The following is a 17,724-nucleotide window of genomic DNA, read 5'->3' as shown; positions in this document are numbered from 1 at the left end:
GCGATGATGTTGAGCCGCCAAGCGAAGCCTACAGGTGCTTCCCCTCGACGAGGCACAGATCTGCCACCGTCACGTTATCCAGATAGCCGCTGATGCGCCGGTCGAGCTCCATCCACAGCGGATGCGTGGGGCAGCCCTGCGCGCGCTCGCAGGTCTCGCAGCCGTTTTCGAGGCATGAGACCGGGGCGATGGTGCCTTCCGTGAGGCGCAGCACCTCTCCGACCGTATAGGACTCGGGAGCGCGGGTAAGCCGGTAACCACCGCCCTTACCGCGCATGCCCGAGAGCATGTCGCTCCGCACGAGCACGGCCAAGATGTTCTCTAGGTACTTCTCGGAAATCCCCTGACGCTCGGCAACTTCCTTGAGGGGAACGCGCCCCTCGCCCTGATGTCTGGCCAAATCGACCAGAACTCTCAGCGCATACCGTCCTTTCGTGGAAACCAGCAAAATTGACACCCCCTTTGCATCTTTGAATATAACAGATATGCCTCGCCAAATCGTCGTTATGTCCGTTTCTGGCAAAGTGGTAGCTTTTTTGTGCTAATTAATTCCTAGTATTTCGATAGGGTATACTGCGGACATCGCGTTGACCACATGGCGCGGTGGGAAGAAAATACTGCCGACCACCCGCAGCTAGGGAGGAACCATGAGCAAGATCTATACGTCCATCGACCAACTTATCGGAAAGACCCCGCTGCTTGAGCTCGCCAACATCGAGCGCGAAGAGGGGCTGGAGGCCCGGGTGCTCGCAAAACTCGAGCTCTTCAACCCGGGCGGCTCGGCAAAGGACCGCATCGCCCGCTCCATGATCGACGCCGCGGAGGCCGCCGGCAAGCTGCGCCCGCACGAGGGCTACACCATCATCGAGCCCACCTCGGGCAACACCGGCATCGGCCTGGCATCGATCGCCGCCTCGCGCGGATATCGCGCGGTGATCGTCATGCCCGAGACCATGAGCGTCGAGCGCCGCAAGCTCATGCTCGCCTACGGCGCCGAGCTTGTGCTCACCCCGGGCTCCGAGGGCATGTCCGGCGCCATCGCACGGGCGGAGGAACTTGCCCGGACCACGCCGAACAGCATCATCGCGGGACAGTTCGACAATCCCGCGAACCCCTCTGCGCACCAGGCCACCACGGGTCCCGAGATCTGGGAGGACACCGATGGGGAGGTCGACATCTTTGTTGCGGGCGTGGGCACCGGGGGCGCCGTGACCGGCGTGGGCTCATACCTCAAGGAACGCAAGCCCGGCGTTCAGGTCGTCGCGGTGGAGCCCGCCGCGTCGCCCGTGCTCTCCGGCGGGGCTCCCGGGCCGCACGGCATCCAGGGCATCGGGGCGGGCTTCGTGCCCAAGGTCCTCGACACCTCGATCTACGACGAGGTCGTCACCGTCACGAACGAGGACGCCTACGCCGCGGCGCGGCGCATGGGCACCGCCGAGGGAGCGCTGGTGGGCATCTCGTCGGGCGCGGCCCTTCATGCCGCCATCGAGGTCGCGCGCCGACCCGAGAACAAGGGCAAGACCATCGTCGCCTTCCTGGTGGACACCGGAGAGCGCTACCTCTCCACTCCCCTGTTCTCCGAGGAGGCGTAATGCCCCGGAGGCGCGTGCTTGTCGCCATGAGCGGCGGCGTCGATTCGAGCGTCGCCGCCTGGCTGCTGCAACAAGAGGGCTATGAATGCATCGGCGCCACGATGCGCCTGTATGACGCGGAGGGCGCCGTTAGCGGGGCGACGCCCTCCTCCGTCCCCGCAAAGGCGCAAGAGGCCTGCGGCAACCTGCGGGACATCGCCGATGCCGAGGAGGTCTGCCGGCGCCTCGGCATCCCCCACCACGTGCTCGACTGCCGCGAGCGCTTCCGCAGCGACGTGATCGACGAGTTCGTGACGTTCTACGAGCACGGCCTCACCCCCAACCCCTGCACCATCTGCAACCGCCGCATCAAGTTCGGCCTGCTGCTCGAGCATGCGCGCAGCATGGGCTGCGACGCCGTCGCGACCGGGCACTATGCCCGCGTGAAGCGGCGCGAAGGCGCGGGGGCCGCACCCGTTTTCGAGCTTGCAAAGGCGACCGACGGCTCAAAGGACCAAAGCTATTTTCTCTACAGCCTGACCCAAGACGTCCTCGCGCACGTCATCTTTCCCCTAGGGGGCCTCACCAAGGAGGGAGACGTGCGCCGCATCGCCGAGCAGCAGGGCTTCTCCTGTGCCCGCAAGCGCGACAGCCAAGGCATCTGCTTCGTGCCGAACAACGATTTCGCCTCGTTCATCGAGCGTCTCCGCGGAGAGGAGCTGCCCTCGGGACAGGTGCTTGACACCTCGGGCAACGTGCTCGGCAAACACAGGGGCGCCGTCCGCTACACCGTCGGCCAGCGCAAGGGCCTCGGCATCGCCGCGGCACGGCCGCTCTATGTGACCGCCACCGACACGGCGGCGAACACGGTGACGCTCGGAGAGGAGCGGGACCTGTTCGCCTCGGCGCTCGTTGCCGGAGACTGGGTATGGAGCGCTCCTGGGCCAGAGATGGAGGCGCGCCTCGATGCCGCGCGGCAGGACACGCCCTTCGAGGCGACGGCGCAGATCCGCTACCACCAGCCAAACCAAGCGGTACGCATCAGCCGGGCAGACGAGCCCGCGGCAGACGACGCGCACGGGAGCCCGATCCGGCGGACAGCCGGCTGCCCGGAGCATGGCGCCGAATGCATTCGCATCGACTTCAAGCAACCCCAGCGTGCCATCGCGCCCGGACAGGCCGTCGTGGTCTTTCAAGACGACGTCGTCCTCGGCGGAGGCACCGTCATCCGCGTGCCCCGTGACTAGCGGAGCCGCCCCCACCCGCCGCAGACGCCCTCTCCCAAACTCCGACCAGCTCGACAAGGCTGTTCCGCGCCAAGGCCGAAAACCCGCCAGGGGGGACGGCCATGCGAGGCCCGTATACCAAAGACGCCCCAAGCGCCATGCCATCGCCGCCGAGTGACGAGGGCGCGCATCAACGATGCGCCCGACGAATAGGCAGCGAGCAGGGCACTTGGGGCGCCGAGGCGTCAGGCGGTCCTGACGTCTAGCTTATGACGCGATGAGGTCCATTACGCCATGATCTTGCGGAACAGCTCGACGACCGTGTCATGGTCGGCGTCGCGCGGGTTGCCGGGGTAGCAGGCATCCGCCAGGGCGTCGTCGGCGATCTGGTCGAGCTCGTCGGCCTTGATGGCCTCGCAGACCTGCGGAATCTCGACGTCGGCAGAAAGCTGGCGCACCGCATCGATGGCAGCGTCGGCAGCCTCGTCGGTGGTCATGCCCTCGGTGTTCACGCCCATGGCGACGGCGACCTCGGCCAGGCGCTCGGCGACGACGGGCTTGTTGAACTCCATGGCGATGGGCAGCAGCATCGCGCAGGCAACGCCGTGCGGCGTGTCATAGTGCGCGGAGAGCGTGTGCGCCATGGCGTGGTCGATGCCGAGGCCGACGTTGGAGAAGCCCATGCCGGCGATGTACTGGGCGAGCGCCATGCCCTCGCGGCCGCTGCCCGGCTTGCCGCTCTTGGCCTCGGCCACGGCGTCGCGCAGGTTCTTGGCAATGAGCTCGATCGCCTTCAGATGGAACATGTCGGTGAGCTCCCAGGCGCCCTTGGTGGTGTAGCCCTCGATGGCATGCGTGAGCGCGTCCATGCCCGTCGCGGCGGTGAGGCTTGCAGGCATGCTTGCCATCATGTCGGGGTCGACGACCGCGACCTCGGGGGCGTCGTTGGTGTCGACGCACACGAACTTGCGCACCTTCTCGGGGTCGGTGATGACGTAGTTGATGGTCACCTCTGCCGCGGTGCCGGCGGTGGTGGGCACGGCGATGGTGAACACGGCATGGTTCTTGGTGGGGGCGACGCCCTCGAGCGAGCGCACGTCAGCGAACTCGGGGTTGTTGATGATGATGCCGATGGCCTTCGCGGTATCCATGGAGGAGCCGCCGCCGATGGTCACGATCGAATCGGCCTCTGCCGCCTTGAACGCCGCAACGCCGTCCTGCACGTTCTTGATGGTGGGGTTGGGCTTGATCTCGGAATAGAGCTCCCAGGCGATGCCGGCCTCGTCGAGCAGGTCGGTCACCTTGGCGGTGACGCCAAACTTCACCAAATCGGGATCGGAGCACACGAAGACCTTCTTGAAGCCGCGGCGCTCAAGCTCTCCAGGAATCTCCTTGATGGCGCCAGAGCCATGGTAGGAGATGGTGTTGAGAACGATTCGATTGGACATGGGGCCTCCTTGCCTCGACATGGCTTACGGGCGGAGCCGCGCCTTGTGGCGACGGACGCCGTACCGGACATACCCAGATTATGCAACCGAGCGAGGACAAAATGTAACAACTTGCAAGGGTGTTTTTCTAAAGACGGCACCCGGGGCCCTCCGCCCCCATTCGAAGCCGCCCCGCATCGGCGGGCACGCCCGGTCAAGGCAGGGCCCTGCCCGAGAACGCATCGCGCAGCGCTGCCGCTACGCAAGCCACGACGCGGCCCGCGGCGACGTCGCGCCGAAAGCGCCCCTCTAGCTGCAATGCCGCCACTCGCGGTCGGTGAGCATGCGCGCCAGGGCAAGCCCCATGGGCAAAAACAGCACGATCATCACCGCGCGCACGATCCATTCCATGGCGTCGAGCGTCTCGAAGGCGCCCATGTAATAGACGGCGCGATACATGTACAGGCCGGGAACCATGATCACGATCGAGGGAACGGTGATCGAGATGCGCGGAAAGCCCGTGCGCATGCCGGCGAGCGACGCCAGAAGACCGGCCATGAGCGCCCCGAGAAACGCCGCCGCCTCAGGCGGCATGGCCACGGCGTCCACAAGGGTGAGCCGGGCGGTGTTGGCGATAGCGCCCACCACGCCCGCGGTCGCCGCCATGTTAAAGGGCGAGTTGAACAGCATCGAGAATCCGAAGACGCCGATGAAGCTCGCCAATGCCCTCAAGGCGAGAAGCATCGCGGGGTCGAGGCCGAGCGGGGTGAAATCGTCGGGCCGCAGCTGAACCACCGAGGCCACGAGCCATGCCACGAGCGTCGCCACCACGATGACCGAGCAGGCATACACCATGCGCTCGATGCCCGCGCGCAGGTCGAGCTTCGCGATGTCGAGGCCGCTCGTGATGAGCGGGAATCCGGGAATCACAAAGAGCATGGCGCCGATATAGCCCGCCTCGTGCTCCATGGCGCCGGGCACGGCAAGCGATAGCAGCCAGAGCGACCCGAGGTACACCAGGCACGCCGTCGCCACGCCCGCCCCGATGCAGGCAAAATGGGTGAGATGGCGGTCGATCATGAGCCTGCGCACCAGGTTGCCGAGGCCCGCCCCCACAAAGGCGCACCCCATCTCGATCGGTCCGCCCCCCAGCAAGAAGACGAACGCCGCGCAGGCGGCGGCGGCGGCGAGCGCCACCTGCCAGGGCGCATAATGCCCCCGCTCGTGCTCGACCTTGTCGAGCAGCCCGTGAAGCTGCCCCACGGTGAGCTCGTGCCCCAACACCCTGACCTCTCGCACGAACTTCTCCATATACCAGATGCGCTCAGTGTTCACTCCGGTGGTCGGCAGGTTCACGATCTCGGAAAACGACCCAGAATCGTCGTAGCAGGTGCACTCGATCGACGTCAGGCTCACGTCCACCGAGCAGGTGACCCCCAGCACGCGTGCGACCGTGTTCATGGCCTCGCGCACGCGCCACGTGCTCGCCCCGCCGCCCAACAGCAGCAGCCCCGCGCGGCAGATGACCGACGACTTGTCGGCAAGGCCTGCCTGAGATGCGGGAAGGTCCGCCCTATCGAGCACCTCGTGCCACTTGACCGGCATGTGCGAATGATGCGGCACGTGGGTATGCCGGGCCCGGTGGGGCCGAGCCATGCTGAGCGCCTCGTGGATGCCGGCGGCGGTGTGCGGCAGGCGGCTGGTTGAGTGGTCGTCGTGCGAAGACATGCGATCTCGCTTTCGAACGTGCGGACAGGCGGCGTCGGCCGCGAACGAGCTGTCTTTCTATCCTATCCCAACGTCGAGGAGGCGTCGTCGGCGCCGCGATGCGTCCGGGGCGCCGTCGCATCCCAAAACAGGCGAAAGCCGACGACCAGGAAGATGACCGGCACCACGAAGACGAGCGCCTCCGCCACCATCGAGAGGAGCGCGACGAAATCCGACATGAAATACGACGAAAGGTTGATGGCCGCATGCAGGATCATGCCGTCAGCCAGGCTCCCCGTGCGCCACACCACCACCGCAAACAGCAAGCCGACCACAAATGCATAGGAGCTCTGGACCAGGTTCCCGTGCAGCAGCGCGAAGATCGCCGCCTGGATCGTCGCCGCGGCGGCGAAGCGCCTCCATGAGACGGGTACGGAGGGAGCGGGCCGGGAAGGCTCAAGGGCGGCAGCCCTCGACGTCGCAGCCGCCCCCAAGGCCGGCGCGGAGGAGACGGGCTCCGCGACAGCCCCCTCTTGCCCGTCCTTCGAGGACGCCGTCGCCGCATCGCCGCTCTCTGGGGCGGCGGCCGGCATGGGGGATGCGGGGCGCTTCTTCTTGCGCAGCCAGCGCGGCCGCCACTCGGGGCACACTGCTCGAAGCGCAAACTCCATCATCACGCCGCGGCATGTCAGCTCCTCGACCACCGGGGCGCCCAAGGCGACCACAGCGACCGACAAGATGTTGAACGAGGTGGACCCCGAGTCTTCCATCAGCTCCGAGTAACCGTCAATGACCTCGGGAACGAAGAGCCATACCAGCGAGAGCGCGATGGCGATGAGCAGCTGCACCGCGACGCCCACAAGGACGATGCCCGCGACGCGACGCGCCCATGCGCCAGCAGACGCGCTGCACGCCCCGTAGCGGGCAGAGAGAAACGAGCACGGCCGGAGGCGACGCCACCAGAGGGCAAAGGTGAGAAGCGACAGCAGCTGCACGAAGAGGCTGAGATACAAGTCGGCAGCGGCAACGACGTCCATGCCGAGGGCCGAAGAGGTGGCCCGCCCCAGCACGATGCACAAGGGCTCGGTGAGCAGAATGGCCGCCACGTTGACCCCCAGATAGGCAATCACGACGCCTAGACAGGCGGCGACCCATCCCATGCCCCGCGCGATGCGCCGCGCGACACCCTCTGCTCCCATGTCGCCTCCTTGCCTCATGCCGCCGTCGACACGTCCCGCGGCTTCTCCTCGGAACCGCCCGGTCCAAACGCGCCCGCAGGCGATATGTCGAAGGGGAAGGTGCCGCATCGGTTGAATGCGGCGATGAACATGCGTATGGCGTTCGACGGCGTGGTTCCCACGCGACGGGTCGCCGTCGCGAAGGCCGCCTTCTCTTCGGGCAAGACCTTCGCGACGACCGGGGTCATATGTTCCGTCATGGTTTCCTCACAGAAACGTTGGTGCTGCGTTTGAGGCCCCGCCGACCATTGGGCATGTTGCACTACCCGATCGAAATCGCCCGCTGAGAGGCGCGGCCACTGCTGTGGTTATGTGACGTTGGTATTACTTAGTATTACTTAGTTATACCCCCGCAATCACTATACCGGAGACGCAGGCGTCTTTCAAGCTCGATCTTCATACTGGATAGCGAATAAACATCCCTCGCCTATACATCGTTTTCGATGCAAACTTTTTGCTTCGATACTGTTACAGATGAATAAACATGGCCTTTTTATTGCATTTAGTGAAAAACATGCGATACTAACCTTCAACTGTAAGCGCCCGACGCATCCGCATATTTGGGGCATGCCATCTGGGGGATGGCAGACAAGGCCCCGCGCCGGCATACATGAAGGAGAGATCATGAAGAACCTGCAGCTGAAGAAGCTTCTCCCGCAGGCGGGCGTCGCAACCGTCGCGCTCGCCGCAGCGCTCGGACTCGCCGCCTGCGGCGGCACCCCCGCGTCCACGGGATCCACCGGCGGCTCCGCCCCCGCCGAGAGCGACGGCAGCTATGAACTCGTGACCGACGGCGCCCTCACCTTTGCCACCTCGCCCGACTATCCGCCGTTCGAGAACCTGGAGAACGGCGAGTACGTGGGCCTCGACATGGACCTCGGCCGCGCCATCGCCGAGGAGCTCGGCCTTGAGTGCGAGTACACCAACATCGACTTCGACGGCATCGTGCCCGCCATCGTCGCCGGCGGCCAGGCCGACGCCGGCCTCTCGGGCATCTCCATCACCCCCGAGCGCGAGGAGCAGGTCGACTTCACCGACCCGTACTACGTTGACAACCAGGCCGTAGCGACGCTGTCCAGCAACACCGAGCTCACGGAGGACAACGCCGCCGAGGCGCTCAACTCCGCCGAGATCACCATCGCCGTCCAGAGCGGCTCCACCGGCGCGGACTTCGCCGCCGAGAACTATCCCAACGCCGAGATCCTGCCCTTCCCCAACTTCACCGACGCCTTCGCAGCCGTCGCCTCCGGCCAGGCCGACGCGGTGTGCGGCAACAGCGCCGTGGTCCAGCAGATGCTCGCCGGCGCCTACACCGACCAGCATGTGATCTTGACCTCCGCCACCGGCGAGGAGTACGCCATCGCCGTTTCCAAGGACAACCCCGAGCTTCTGGCGGCCATCAACGACGCGCTCGCCAAGCTTCAGGAGGACGGCACGATCGATGAGCTCATCGCTGCCAACATGGGCTAAACTTCCCCTCATAAGGCGCATCTGACATGGCGCGGCCCCTCCTCGGCGACGAGAAGGGGCCGCACGCCGCTTCGCCGGAAGTCGTCTCATTTGTATCTGCGTATCTGTAAGCGAGGTCAAACCGTGAGAACCCTACCCAAACGTGCGGCGGTGGCGCTATCGCTCGCGCTGGCATGCCTGGCAAGCTGCTGCGTCTGGCTCGCGCTGCCGCCCCAGGCTGCCGAGGCCATGCAGGTGGTGCGCTGCACCGGCCGCCCCAATTCGGACGACGACCCCACCGCCATCCAAGGAGCAACCCAGTCGCGCATCACCCTCGAGACGACCGTTGACGAGGGCGAGGGGGTCGACCAGCTGGTGGTCCACGTGCCCGATGGGACCTCCTTCGGCACGGACGACCTCAACGTGACCCTGCTTACCGGCGACGACCTCATGACGCGCAACGAGGTCGCCTACGACCTCTCGACCGACGGCCAAGACATCATCTTCGATTTTGATGCGCCCCTCTCCCAGGCAGGCCACCTGAACATCATCATCTACGACGTCTACTTCCCCCAGGAGGGCGGCGACATGCAGGTGGGCGCCACCTACACGCTCGCCGATGGCTCAGAGCATGAGATAGACGGCATCCCCCAGATCACCGTCGTGGGAATCACCGGGCCGGAGGCGCTCTCGCAATGGCTCGAGCAGCAGGAATGGGTCCAGGCGTGGAACTCCAACACCTTCCTGCACCTGTTCTTGGACCCCACGGTCCTGGTGACGAGCTTCCCGGTGGTCCTCAACGGCTTCTTCATGTCGGTGGGCGTCGTCGCCCTCGCCTTCCCGCTCGGCATTCCCCTCGCGCTCGTCCTGGCGCTCATGCGTCTCTCGAAGTTCTTCCTGTGGCGCGGCATCGCCACCACCTATGTGAACCTCATGCGCGGAACGCCGCTCTTCCTGCAGATCTATGTCGCCTTCTTCGGCCTGCCGCTTGCCGGCATCCAGATTCCCAACTTCCCGCTGGGCGTCATCGTGCTCATGCTCAACTCGGGCGCCTATATGTGCGAGATCTTCCGCGCCGGCATCCAATCCATCAACAAGGGGCAGACCGAGGCGGCGCGCTCGCTGGGCATGAACGGCTTTCAGACCATGCTCTTCGTCATCTTCCCGCAGATGTTCCGCAACGTGATTCCCAACCTCACCAACGAGTTCATCACGCTGTACAAGGACTCCTCGCTGCTCGCCGCCGTCGGCGTCATGGAGCTCGTCATGTACGCGCGCACCATCGTCGCCTCGACGGGCTCGATCACGCCCTATATCGTCGCCGCGCTCTTCTACCTGGTGATCACCCTGCCGCTCTCGCGCATCACGCGCGTGCTTGAAGATCGCCTGCGCGGGCACCGCAGAAGCAAGCGTCATGCGCATGCGCCCGAAGCCGCAGGCGCCGAAAAGGAGGTGGCAGCCCGATGAGCAAGACCACGACGCCGGCCCCGCCGTCTGAGGGCGAGCCGATCATCAAGGTTTTCGACCTGCACAAGAGCTTTGGCGAGACGAAGGTGCTCAACGGCATCTCGCTCGACATCCGCAAGGGCGAGGTCGTCGTAGTGCTGGGCCCATCGGGTTCCGGCAAGTCGACGCTACTGAGGTGCCTCAATCGTCTCGAGCAGCCCACCTCGGGCAAGATCATCTTCGAGGGGCAGGACATCTGTGCCGCGAAGACCGATGTGAACGACGTGCGCAAGCGCATGGGCATGGTGTTCCAGCAGTTCAACCTGTTCCCCCACCTCGACGCCGTGCACAACGTCATGCTCGCCCAGGAAAAGGTGCTGAAGCGCCCGCGCGCGGAGGCGCGCCGCATCGCGCTCAAAGAGCTTGAGCGCGTGGGCCTGGCAGAGCGCTCCGACTACTATCCCGACGAGCTCTCCGGCGGCCAGCAGCAGCGCGTCGCCATCGCCCGCGCGCTCTCCATGGAGCCCCACGTGATGCTGTTCGACGAGGCGACGAGCGCGCTCGACCCCGAGCTGGTCCGCGGGGTGCTCGACGTCATGCGCGAGCTGGCGCAGGGCGGCATGACCATGGTGGTGGTCACGCACGAGATGAGCTTTGCGCGCGACGTCGCCGACCGCGTCATCTTCATGGAAGGCGGCGTGGTCGTGGAGGACGGCGCGCCCGAGCAGCTCTTCGAACATCCCAAGAGCGAGCGCACCCGCGCCTTCATCGGACAGGTCACCGGCTAGGCCTGGCGGCACAGCGGCACGCAAACGAGAGACGGGCCCTCGGACATGTAGTCCGAGGGCCCGTCTGCATGAGATGGCATGCCGGCCGCCCGCATCAATCACTCGATGCGGGCGCATGGGCGCCCAAGGCATGGCCCGCAGCCCCTACTTTCCGCCGCGGTCTCCCGGCCGGCGGGTGGACTGGCGTGCGGCGCCTCGACCGGCGCGATCGCCCTTGCCGTCACGCGCGGCCGGGCGGCCTGCGCGCCCGCCGCGACGCCCGCGCTCTTCGGGAAGATCGCTGTTGCGCCAATCGTGCTGCGCACGCTCCTGCGGCCTCTTGCCGCCGCGACCGCGCCGCTCGGACGGCTCGGCGCCACGCTTGCCCCCGGCGCGCTTGCCCGACGTGCCGCGCTCCGCCCCCGCGCGAGAGGACCGCTCAAGGCGGCGGCCGCGTTCGGCGTCAGCCGCCCCCTCGCGGGCGCGGCGGGCATCGTGGCGCGACCAGTTGCCGTGGTCCGCGCCGCGCGTCGGCTCGGCAGACGGGGCCGCGCCCTCCTGACGGGATGCAGGCTCCGCAGCACCAGCAACCTCTTCGCGCACGCGCGTCCTGCCCGCGCGCTTGGGGCGTGCCGGACGGGACGCGCGCTCGCCCTCTCCGCGTCCGGCAGACGAGCCGCCGCGACGGCGCTTCGAGGTCGACTTGCCGCGCTTGGTCTTGCGCTTGGCGACCAGACGACCCGGCACGCGGTCCGGATCGACCGTCGGCGGCTCCTCGCCCAGCTCAAGGCCGTCCGCATCATAGATGTCAGCCGTCTTTTTCATGAGGCCCTCGATGGCGTAGAACTCCGAGACGTCCTGGCTCGTCACGAAGGTGAGCGCCCAGCCCAGCTCGCCCGCCCGGCCCGTACGGCCGATGCGATGGATGTAGTCGGTCGGCTCGACGGGCACGTCGAAGTTCACGACGTAGCGCACGTCGCTGATGTCGATGCCGCGGGACAGCACGTCGGTCGCCACGAGCACGTCGGTCTCCCCGTTGCGGAAGGCCTTCAACGCGCGCTCGCGCTGCGCCTGGGTGCGATCGCCATGGATGGGCGCCGCCGAGATGCCGGCGCGGCCGAGGCGCCTGCAGCAGGCGTCGGCGCGATGCTTGGTACGGCAGAACACGATGACGCGGCTCGCGCCCTCTTTCTTGAGCACTTGGGCGAGCAGGGCGTTTTTCGCCTCCAGGGACACCGGCAGCACATACTGGTCGACCGTGTCCGCCGTGGACGTCGCCGGCGCAATCTCCACGCGGGCGGGGTCGTCCACAAGATCGGTGATGGAGCCCACCGCCTTCTCGTCGAGCGTCGCCGAGAACAGCAGGGTCTGGCGCTCGGCGGGCGTCTGGTCGACGATGCGCCGCACCTGGGGCAAGAAGCCCATGTCGAGCATGCGATCGGCCTCGTCGAGCACGAGCACCGAGACCTCGTCCAGGTGGCACGCCCCCTGCTCGATGAGGTCGACGAGGCGGCCGGGCGTGGCCACGAGCACGTCGCAGCCGCGCTTCAAGGCGCTGCGCTGGGGGTTGTAGCCCACGCCGCCCACAACGGTCACCGCGATGTGGCGGGTACGCGCGGCGATCTTGGCGCACACCTCGTCGATCTGCTGGGCGAGCTCGCGCGTCGGGGTGATGATGAGCATGAGGGGTCCGCGGCCGCGCGCACGCTTGCGATCGCGGCCCGGGCGCACCACATGGCCCAGGTTGTTGAGCGTCGGCAGCAAGAAGGCCGCCGTCTTGCCGGTGCCCGTCTGGGCGGCGGCCAGCAGGTCGCGCCCCTCGAGCACAGCCGGAATGGCGGCAGCCTGAACGGGCGTCGGAGAGCTGTAGCGCAGGTCGCGCACCGCCTTGAGCACGGTCTCGGAGAGGCCGAGATCGGCAAAGCCGGGACCGTCCGTCGTGCCCGGCTCCCCGGACCTCTCCTCCCCCGCCGTTTCGACAGCAAGGGTCGTCTCTTCGACCGGGCCCTCGGAAGAAGCGGTCGCGAGGCTTTCGGTTGTTGACATATCTGGTAGTTCCGTTCCGCACACGGCGCAAGCGTTCCACAGCGCCTGCCGCGTAGCATATCTTCGATAAACGTCAGCATTGGTCGGGGCGGATCGCGACACGCCCCGTGACCCGGGACGAACAAGACGCGATAGAGCAGTTCCGCCGCAAGCAAGTATACGGGCAGAGCAGTCCCCTGCACGCAAAGAACACGGCCTTATGCCGGCTCGTTCTTGGCGGGCAGCCCAGGCCCCAAAAAAGGGCGGCGCATGGCGGATGGATGAGGATTGGCTCGTCGGCCCTTGGACGCGCACCCATCCAGGCGTGAGCCGACAGGGCTCGGCGCGAACTTCCGCTGCACAACGGACGTCACCAGGAACTTCTATTGCAGAATGGCCGCTCAGAAGAAGCCTCTATTGCAAAATGGACGCTCAGGACCCTTTTTCGAGGTCTTAGCGTCCATTCTGCTAAAGAAAGCTTGCGGATGCGGCCAGTCTGCATAAGAAGTGTGGGGGCGGCAGACATCACACCGAGAACGTCAGGCATCACACCGGGGGCGGGAGGCCTACTGCCTCTCGACAAGCCCTTCGTCGGCAAACCAGTCAACATGGCCGCAGCTCGTGCAGGTGAGCGTCACGGCAGAGTCCCCCGCCCATTCGACGCCGAAGAGGGACGACCCGCGCGAGTCCAGAAGGGCAGAGCCCTCGATGAACCGCGTGCCCCCGCAGTGGGGGCAGGTGACGCCTTTTCCTGCGACCATGTACCGATCCCCCGCCTCATCGCCCTTGACCGCCTTGGAGAACTCGGAGAAGAATCCCATTTCGACCCCTTTCGTTGGTCCTATATCCTGCTGATACCCCAAACGTAGAGAGGGAGAATCAGGTACTTGACACCCCCAGGGGGTGGGGGTATAGGATGGTGGTGGAACATGACGTCGTCACGCGACATCATTAAGACATGTGCGTGACGTCATCGCTATGAAAGGAGGCACGCATGGCTCACGAAACGTTTGACGTCGGCGGCATGACGTGCGCCGCATGCCAAGCCCACGTTGAAAAGGCGGTTTGCAAGCTGCCCGGCGTGGAGGGCGTTGCGGTGAACCTGCTCTCTGGGTCGATGGCTGTAGACTTCGACGAATCAAGGCTGACCGACGACGAGATCTGCGCCGCAGTCGATCGCGCCGGCTATTCCGCCGCCCCCGCCGGAGCGACGGGGGACGCGGGCAGCGTCGGGGGCGCGGGCAGAGGCGCGCGAAGGGGCGCCGCAAAGATGGAGTCCCCCACCAAGAAGCTCGAGGCACAGGCGCAGTCGATGAAAACCCGTCTGGTGACCTCGATCGTCTTTCTGGTTCCGCTGTTCTATATCGGAATGGGACACATGCTGGGCTGGCCGCTGCCATCGCTTTTCACCGACGGCACCCACGCCATGACGCTCGCCCTGACCGAGCTCATGCTGCTGCTGCCCATCCTCTATATGAACCGGGCGTATTTTACCGGAGGCTTCAAGTCGCTCTTCCACGGCGCCCCGACCATGGACGCCCTCATCGCCATCGGGGCGACCGCAAGCGTCGCATGGTCGGTCTATGCGATGTTTCTCATGGCAGACGCCTTGGCGGGAGGCACCCCTGAGTCGGTGCACGCGGCGCACATGATCGCCATGGACAACCTGTACTTCGAAAGCGCCGGCACCATCCTCACCCTTGTCACCGTGGGCAAGTATCTGGAAACGCGCAGCAAGTCCAAGACGGGCGGCGCCATCGAAAAGCTGATCGATCTCGCCCCCAAGACGGCGACCGTCGTGGATTCCGCCGGCGCAGAGTCCGTGGTCGATGTCGACGACATCCAGCTGGGGCAGACCGTGCTCGTCCGCCCCGGCGAAGCGGTCCCCGTTGACGGCGTGGTGCTCGAGGGAACGTCCGCCGTAGATGAAAGCGCCCTCACCGGCGAGTCGATTCCCGTCGAGAAGGCGCCGGGCGACACCGTAAGCGCCGCCACCATAAATCGAACCGGTTCGTTCACGTTCCGCGCCACCCGCGTCGGAGGCGACACCAACTTGGCAAAAATCATCCGCCTGGTGGAGGATGCCAACGCGACCAAGGCACCCATCGCGCGCCTTGCCGACAAGGTGGCCGGCATCTTCGTGCCGGCAGTGCTGGTCGTCGCAGCCGTCACGTTCGCGGCCTGGATGGTCGCGACCGGCGACGTGAACCACGCGCTTACCGCCGCCGTCGCCGTCGTCGTCATCAGCTGCCCCTGCGCCCTGGGCCTGGCCACCCCCGTGGCCATCATGGTGGGCACGGGCAAGGGGGCGGAGATGGGCGTGCTTTTTAAGAGCGCCGAGGCCCTGGAGACCCTGCACAACGTCAAGACCGTGGTGCTCGACAAGACGGGAACGGTCACCCAAGGCCGCCCCGCCGTAACCGACGTGCTGCCCGCCCGAGGCGCCGACGGCAAGCCGGTCATGAGCGAGCGCGCCCTCATGAAGCTCGCCGCGGCCCTCGAGCGCAAGAGCGAGCACCCGCTTGCCGAGGCGATCATGGCGCGCGCCGACGAGATGGGCGTCGTTGGACGCGTCGTCGAGGACTTCCAGGCGGTTCCCGGGCGAGGCGTCGTCGCCCGCGAAGGAGCGAACCCCATCGCCGCCGGCAACGCGCAGCTCATGGCCGAGCTCGGCATCGAGGTTCCCGCGGACGAGCTCGAGGCGTTTGCACGCGACGGGAAGACGCCGCTCTTCTTTGCCCGCAACGGACGGCTCGCCGGCACCATCGCCGTAGCAGACGAGGTGAAGCCCACGAGCGCCGCCGCGATCCGCGCGCTTGGCGAGCTGGGCGTGGAGACCGTCATGCTCACGGGCGACAACCGCCTCACGGCAGAGGCCATCGCCCGGCGCGTGGGCGTCACCCGCGTCATCGCAGACGTCATGCCTGCCGACAAAGAGCGCCAGGTGCGGGAGCTGCAGGATGGCGGGGCACGCGTTGCCATGGTGGGAGACGGCATCAACGATTCCCCCGCACTCGCCCGCGCCGACGTGGGGCTTGCCATCGGCACCGGCGCCGACATCGCCAAGGAGGGAGCCGACGTGGTGCTCATGCGCAGCGACCTCCTCGATGTCGCACGCGCCATCGAGCTGTCACGTGCGGTGATCCGCAACATCAAGCAGGACCTGTTCTGGGCGCTGTTCTACAACGCCTGCGGCATCCCGCTTGCAGCAGGGGTGTTCTACCCGCTTCTCGGCTGGCAGCTCTCACCCATGTTCGGCGCGGCGGCCATGAGCCTGTCGAGCGTGTGCGTGGTGACCAACGCCCTCAGGCTGCGCGGCTTCAGGCCCAAGGCCACCAGCCGCATCGCATCCGAATCCTCCGCGGTGTGAGAACATAGACCTGTTCCCGGGCCGCACGTCTCGGCATCGTCTCCCATGCGGACAAGACCGTTCGCAGGCAGATACTCTCGTAGGTAGACCGGCGCTCGCAGGCATCTCGCCGCCCCGCAACGGCCCCGGGCCCAAAGTCCGGGCATCATTGCCGCTGATGGCCGAGGCACCGAAGAGCGCCACCCCAAGAAAGGAGCAAACCCATGCATTACCAGATCACGACCGAGGGCCTTCACTGCGGCCACTGCGACGCATCCGTCGAGACCGAGCTCATGAAGGTCGCCGGCGTAACAGACGCCGACGCCGACCATGAGACCAACACGGTCGAGGTCGAGTGCGACGGAGAGGTCGATGTCGAGGCCCTCAAGGCAGCGGTCGCCGCAGCCGGCGACTTCAAGGCCCTCTCCGTCTCTGCCGCGTAAACCCATGCAGGCCGATACCGAAAAAACGCTGCGCCTCCTCAAGACGGCACGCGGGCAGATCGACGGCATCATCAAGATGGTGGAGGCAGACCGCTACTGCATCGACATATCCACCCAGCTCATGGCCACGCAGTCCATTCTGGGCCGCATCAATGCCGATGTGCTGAAAGCGCATATCGAACATTGCGTGCGCGGGGCCATGGAGTCCGGCTCCCAAGAGGAGAAAGACGAGAAGCTCGCCGAGGTGGAACGCGTCATCGACAAGCTTGCTAAATAGGGCAGAGACCCCGCGGAGACACCGCCCGGCGCCGCCGGCGCCCCGTCGCATTGGGCATACATCTGCGGCGGGGCGCGGGTGCCGGGCGCCCTGAGCCTGGCATCCGTCGATGCGGGCGCTTTTTTGGAACAGGATGGGCAGGCGATTGACGCCGATCGTTCTGGGTATCACTAGCAACATGTGAAAACTGCTTGGAAAGATGATGGCTCCCTATGCAAGACTTCATGAAGGACCGATATGGCGTAGACGACTTCTCGCTCGCGCTGGGCGGCGTCGGCGTCGTGCTCACCTTGGTGGGCACCATATTCTCGCTGCAGCCGCTGTCCTATATCGCGCTCGCCCTGCTCGCGCTCGCGCTCGTACGCGCCCTATCCAAAAACGGCGCGGCGCGGCGCCAGGAGAACGACGCCTTCCGCCGCATCATGGCGCGCATCCCCGGCATCGGGGCGCGCTTTGGAGGGCCTGCCCGCACGAGCGGCCGCAGCTCTGCACGACCGTCTGGCGCAGGCGGCGCGACGGCAGACTTCAAGCGCCAGGCCCGCACCGCAAAAAAGATGTGGAAAGACCGCAAGACGAAGGCGTTCCTCAAGTGCCCCACCTGCGGGCAGACCCTTTCGGTGCCAAAAGGCAAGGGCAAGATCATCGTCACCTGCCCCAAGTGCCACACCCGCATGGAGACCAAGTCCTGACGTGCCTGCCAAGCCTCGCGCTTGACATACATGTTGAGATCCTGCGCCGGCATCGCTGTCAAGAGCGATGCCGGCTTTTTTCGCACGGTTTTTTCTCGGCAAACCATCTT

Annotated in this window: 16 protein-coding genes; 9 read left to right on the top strand and 7 right to left on the bottom strand. The window is 66.1% G+C overall.

Annotated features, from left to right (window positions below; translation table 11 throughout):
- Positions 1 to 28: 28 nt before the first annotated feature.
- The gene (locus tag H6A15_RS02435; protein ID WP_342635794.1) at positions 29 to 457 is read right to left on the bottom strand and encodes an Rrf2 family transcriptional regulator; all 429 of its coding nucleotides are present in this window, start codon (positions 455 to 457) and stop codon (positions 29 to 31) included.
- Positions 458 to 647: 190 nt separating this feature from the next.
- On the opposite strand from H6A15_RS02435, the gene cysK reads away from it, so the two are divergent.
- The gene (gene cysK, locus H6A15_RS02430; RefSeq protein ID WP_204672105.1) at positions 648 to 1,592 is read left to right on the top strand and encodes a cysteine synthase A; all 945 of its coding nucleotides are present in this window, start codon (positions 648 to 650) and stop codon (positions 1,590 to 1,592) included.
- On the top strand, positions 1,592 to 2,818 hold the full coding sequence (mnmA, locus tag H6A15_RS02425; RefSeq protein WP_204672104.1) for a tRNA 2-thiouridine(34) synthase MnmA: 1,227 nt from the start codon (positions 1,592 to 1,594) through the stop codon (positions 2,816 to 2,818). The genes cysK and mnmA overlap by 1 nt, the downstream gene beginning before the upstream one ends.
- Before the next feature lie 266 nt (positions 2,819 to 3,084).
- Here the strand turns inward: mnmA and fucO are convergent, their stop codons facing one another.
- From fucO to H6A15_RS02405, 4 genes are all read right to left on the bottom strand, one after another.
- Entirely contained in the window at positions 3,085 to 4,245 is a 1,161-nt protein-coding gene (gene fucO, locus H6A15_RS02420; RefSeq protein WP_204672103.1) for a lactaldehyde reductase, read from the bottom strand.
- Between the two features lie 288 nt (positions 4,246 to 4,533).
- On the bottom strand, positions 4,534 to 5,952 hold the full coding sequence (locus tag H6A15_RS02415) for a threonine/serine ThrE exporter family protein (protein ID WP_204672102.1): 1,419 nt from the start codon (positions 5,950 to 5,952) through the stop codon (positions 4,534 to 4,536).
- Positions 5,953 to 6,014: 62 nt separating this feature from the next.
- Complete coding sequence (locus H6A15_RS02410) at positions 6,015 to 7,130, bottom strand: CPBP family intramembrane glutamic endopeptidase (RefSeq protein ID WP_204672101.1); 1,116 nt, start codon at positions 7,128 to 7,130, stop codon at positions 6,015 to 6,017.
- A gap of 14 nt (positions 7,131 to 7,144) precedes the next feature.
- Positions 7,145 to 7,369, bottom strand: a complete 225-nt coding sequence (locus tag H6A15_RS02405; RefSeq protein WP_204672100.1) for a type II toxin-antitoxin system RelB/DinJ family antitoxin — start codon at positions 7,367 to 7,369, stop codon at positions 7,145 to 7,147.
- A gap of 424 nt (positions 7,370 to 7,793) precedes the next feature.
- Here H6A15_RS02405 and H6A15_RS02400 point away from each other — a divergent pair, with 424 nt between their 5' ends.
- From H6A15_RS02400 to H6A15_RS02390, 3 genes are all read left to right on the top strand, one after another.
- On the top strand, positions 7,794 to 8,639 hold the full coding sequence (locus tag H6A15_RS02400; RefSeq protein ID WP_204672099.1) for an ABC transporter substrate-binding protein: 846 nt from the start codon (positions 7,794 to 7,796) through the stop codon (positions 8,637 to 8,639).
- A gap of 123 nt (positions 8,640 to 8,762) precedes the next feature.
- Positions 8,763 to 10,085, top strand: coding sequence for an amino acid ABC transporter permease (locus H6A15_RS02395; RefSeq protein WP_342635793.1), 1,323 nt, complete (start codon positions 8,763 to 8,765; stop codon positions 10,083 to 10,085).
- Entirely contained in the window at positions 10,082 to 10,852 is a 771-nt protein-coding gene (locus H6A15_RS02390; protein ID WP_239462289.1) for an amino acid ABC transporter ATP-binding protein, read from the top strand. The genes H6A15_RS02395 and H6A15_RS02390 overlap by 4 nt, the downstream gene beginning before the upstream one ends.
- Positions 10,853 to 10,996: 144 nt before the next feature.
- On the opposite strand, the gene H6A15_RS02385 is transcribed toward H6A15_RS02390, so the two are convergent.
- Both H6A15_RS02385 and H6A15_RS02380 read right to left on the bottom strand, forming a co-directional pair.
- The gene (locus H6A15_RS02385) at positions 10,997 to 12,877 is read right to left on the bottom strand and encodes a DEAD/DEAH box helicase (RefSeq protein ID WP_204672098.1); all 1,881 of its coding nucleotides are present in this window, start codon (positions 12,875 to 12,877) and stop codon (positions 10,997 to 10,999) included.
- 545 nt (positions 12,878 to 13,422) lie between these two features.
- Positions 13,423 to 13,677, bottom strand: coding sequence for a DNA-binding protein (locus tag H6A15_RS02380; RefSeq protein WP_204672097.1), 255 nt, complete (start codon positions 13,675 to 13,677; stop codon positions 13,423 to 13,425).
- 173 nt (positions 13,678 to 13,850) lie between these two features.
- On the opposite strand from H6A15_RS02380, the gene H6A15_RS02375 reads away from it, so the two are divergent.
- The 4 genes from H6A15_RS02375 (at position 13,851) to H6A15_RS02360 (ending at position 17,614) form a co-directional block, all read left to right on the top strand.
- Complete coding sequence (locus H6A15_RS02375) at positions 13,851 to 16,226, top strand: heavy metal translocating P-type ATPase (protein WP_204672096.1); 2,376 nt, start codon at positions 13,851 to 13,853, stop codon at positions 16,224 to 16,226.
- A gap of 203 nt (positions 16,227 to 16,429) precedes the next feature.
- The gene (locus H6A15_RS02370; protein WP_204672095.1) at positions 16,430 to 16,648 is read left to right on the top strand and encodes a heavy-metal-associated domain-containing protein; all 219 of its coding nucleotides are present in this window, start codon (positions 16,430 to 16,432) and stop codon (positions 16,646 to 16,648) included.
- Positions 16,649 to 16,652: 4 nt separating this feature from the next.
- The gene (locus H6A15_RS02365; protein ID WP_204672094.1) at positions 16,653 to 16,925 is read left to right on the top strand and encodes a metal-sensing transcriptional repressor; all 273 of its coding nucleotides are present in this window, start codon (positions 16,653 to 16,655) and stop codon (positions 16,923 to 16,925) included.
- 224 nt (positions 16,926 to 17,149) lie between these two features.
- Positions 17,150 to 17,614, top strand: coding sequence for a hypothetical protein (locus H6A15_RS02360; RefSeq protein WP_239462288.1), 465 nt, complete (start codon positions 17,150 to 17,152; stop codon positions 17,612 to 17,614).
- The last annotated feature ends 110 nt before the right edge of the window (positions 17,615 to 17,724 follow it).

Origin of the sequence: Enorma phocaeensis (assembly GCF_016901575.1) — a bacterium.
GTDB lineage: Bacteria > Actinomycetota > Coriobacteriia > Coriobacteriales > Coriobacteriaceae > Limicola > Limicola phocaeensis_A.
The sequence above is the reverse complement of the archived record's forward strand: the minus strand, read 5'-3'. Positions and strand labels throughout refer to the sequence as shown.

Bases quoted from the DNA above. Each gene is read 5' to 3' on its own strand.
- H6A15_RS02405 (WP_204672100.1), bottom strand. From the start codon at position 7,369: ATGACGGAACATATGACCCCGGTCGTCGCGAAGGTCTTGCCCGAAGAG.
- H6A15_RS02385 (WP_204672098.1), bottom strand. From the start codon at position 12,877: ATGTCAACAACCGAAAGCCTCGCGACCGCTTCTTCCGAGGGCCCGGTC.
- H6A15_RS02390 (WP_239462289.1), top strand. From the start codon at position 10,082: ATGAGCAAGACCACGACGCCGGCCCCGCCGTCTGAGGGCGAGCCGATC.
- fucO (WP_204672103.1), bottom strand. From the start codon at position 4,245: ATGTCCAATCGAATCGTTCTCAACACCATCTCCTACCATGGCTCTGGC.
- cysK (WP_204672105.1), top strand. From the start codon at position 648: ATGAGCAAGATCTATACGTCCATCGACCAACTTATCGGAAAGACCCCG.
- H6A15_RS02380 (WP_204672097.1), bottom strand. From the start codon at position 13,677: ATGGGATTCTTCTCCGAGTTCTCCAAGGCGGTCAAGGGCGATGAGGCG.
- H6A15_RS02365 (WP_204672094.1), top strand. From the start codon at position 16,653: ATGCAGGCCGATACCGAAAAAACGCTGCGCCTCCTCAAGACGGCACGC.
- H6A15_RS02360 (WP_239462288.1), top strand. From the start codon at position 17,150: ATGAAGGACCGATATGGCGTAGACGACTTCTCGCTCGCGCTGGGCGGC.
- H6A15_RS02375 (WP_204672096.1), top strand. From the start codon at position 13,851: ATGGCTCACGAAACGTTTGACGTCGGCGGCATGACGTGCGCCGCATGC.
- H6A15_RS02400 (WP_204672099.1), top strand. From the start codon at position 7,794: ATGAAGAACCTGCAGCTGAAGAAGCTTCTCCCGCAGGCGGGCGTCGCA.
- mnmA (WP_204672104.1), top strand. From the start codon at position 1,592: ATGCCCCGGAGGCGCGTGCTTGTCGCCATGAGCGGCGGCGTCGATTCG.
- H6A15_RS02410 (WP_204672101.1), bottom strand. From the start codon at position 7,130: ATGGGAGCAGAGGGTGTCGCGCGGCGCATCGCGCGGGGCATGGGATGG.
- H6A15_RS02415 (WP_204672102.1), bottom strand. From the start codon at position 5,952: ATGTCTTCGCACGACGACCACTCAACCAGCCGCCTGCCGCACACCGCC.
- H6A15_RS02370 (WP_204672095.1), top strand. From the start codon at position 16,430: ATGCATTACCAGATCACGACCGAGGGCCTTCACTGCGGCCACTGCGAC.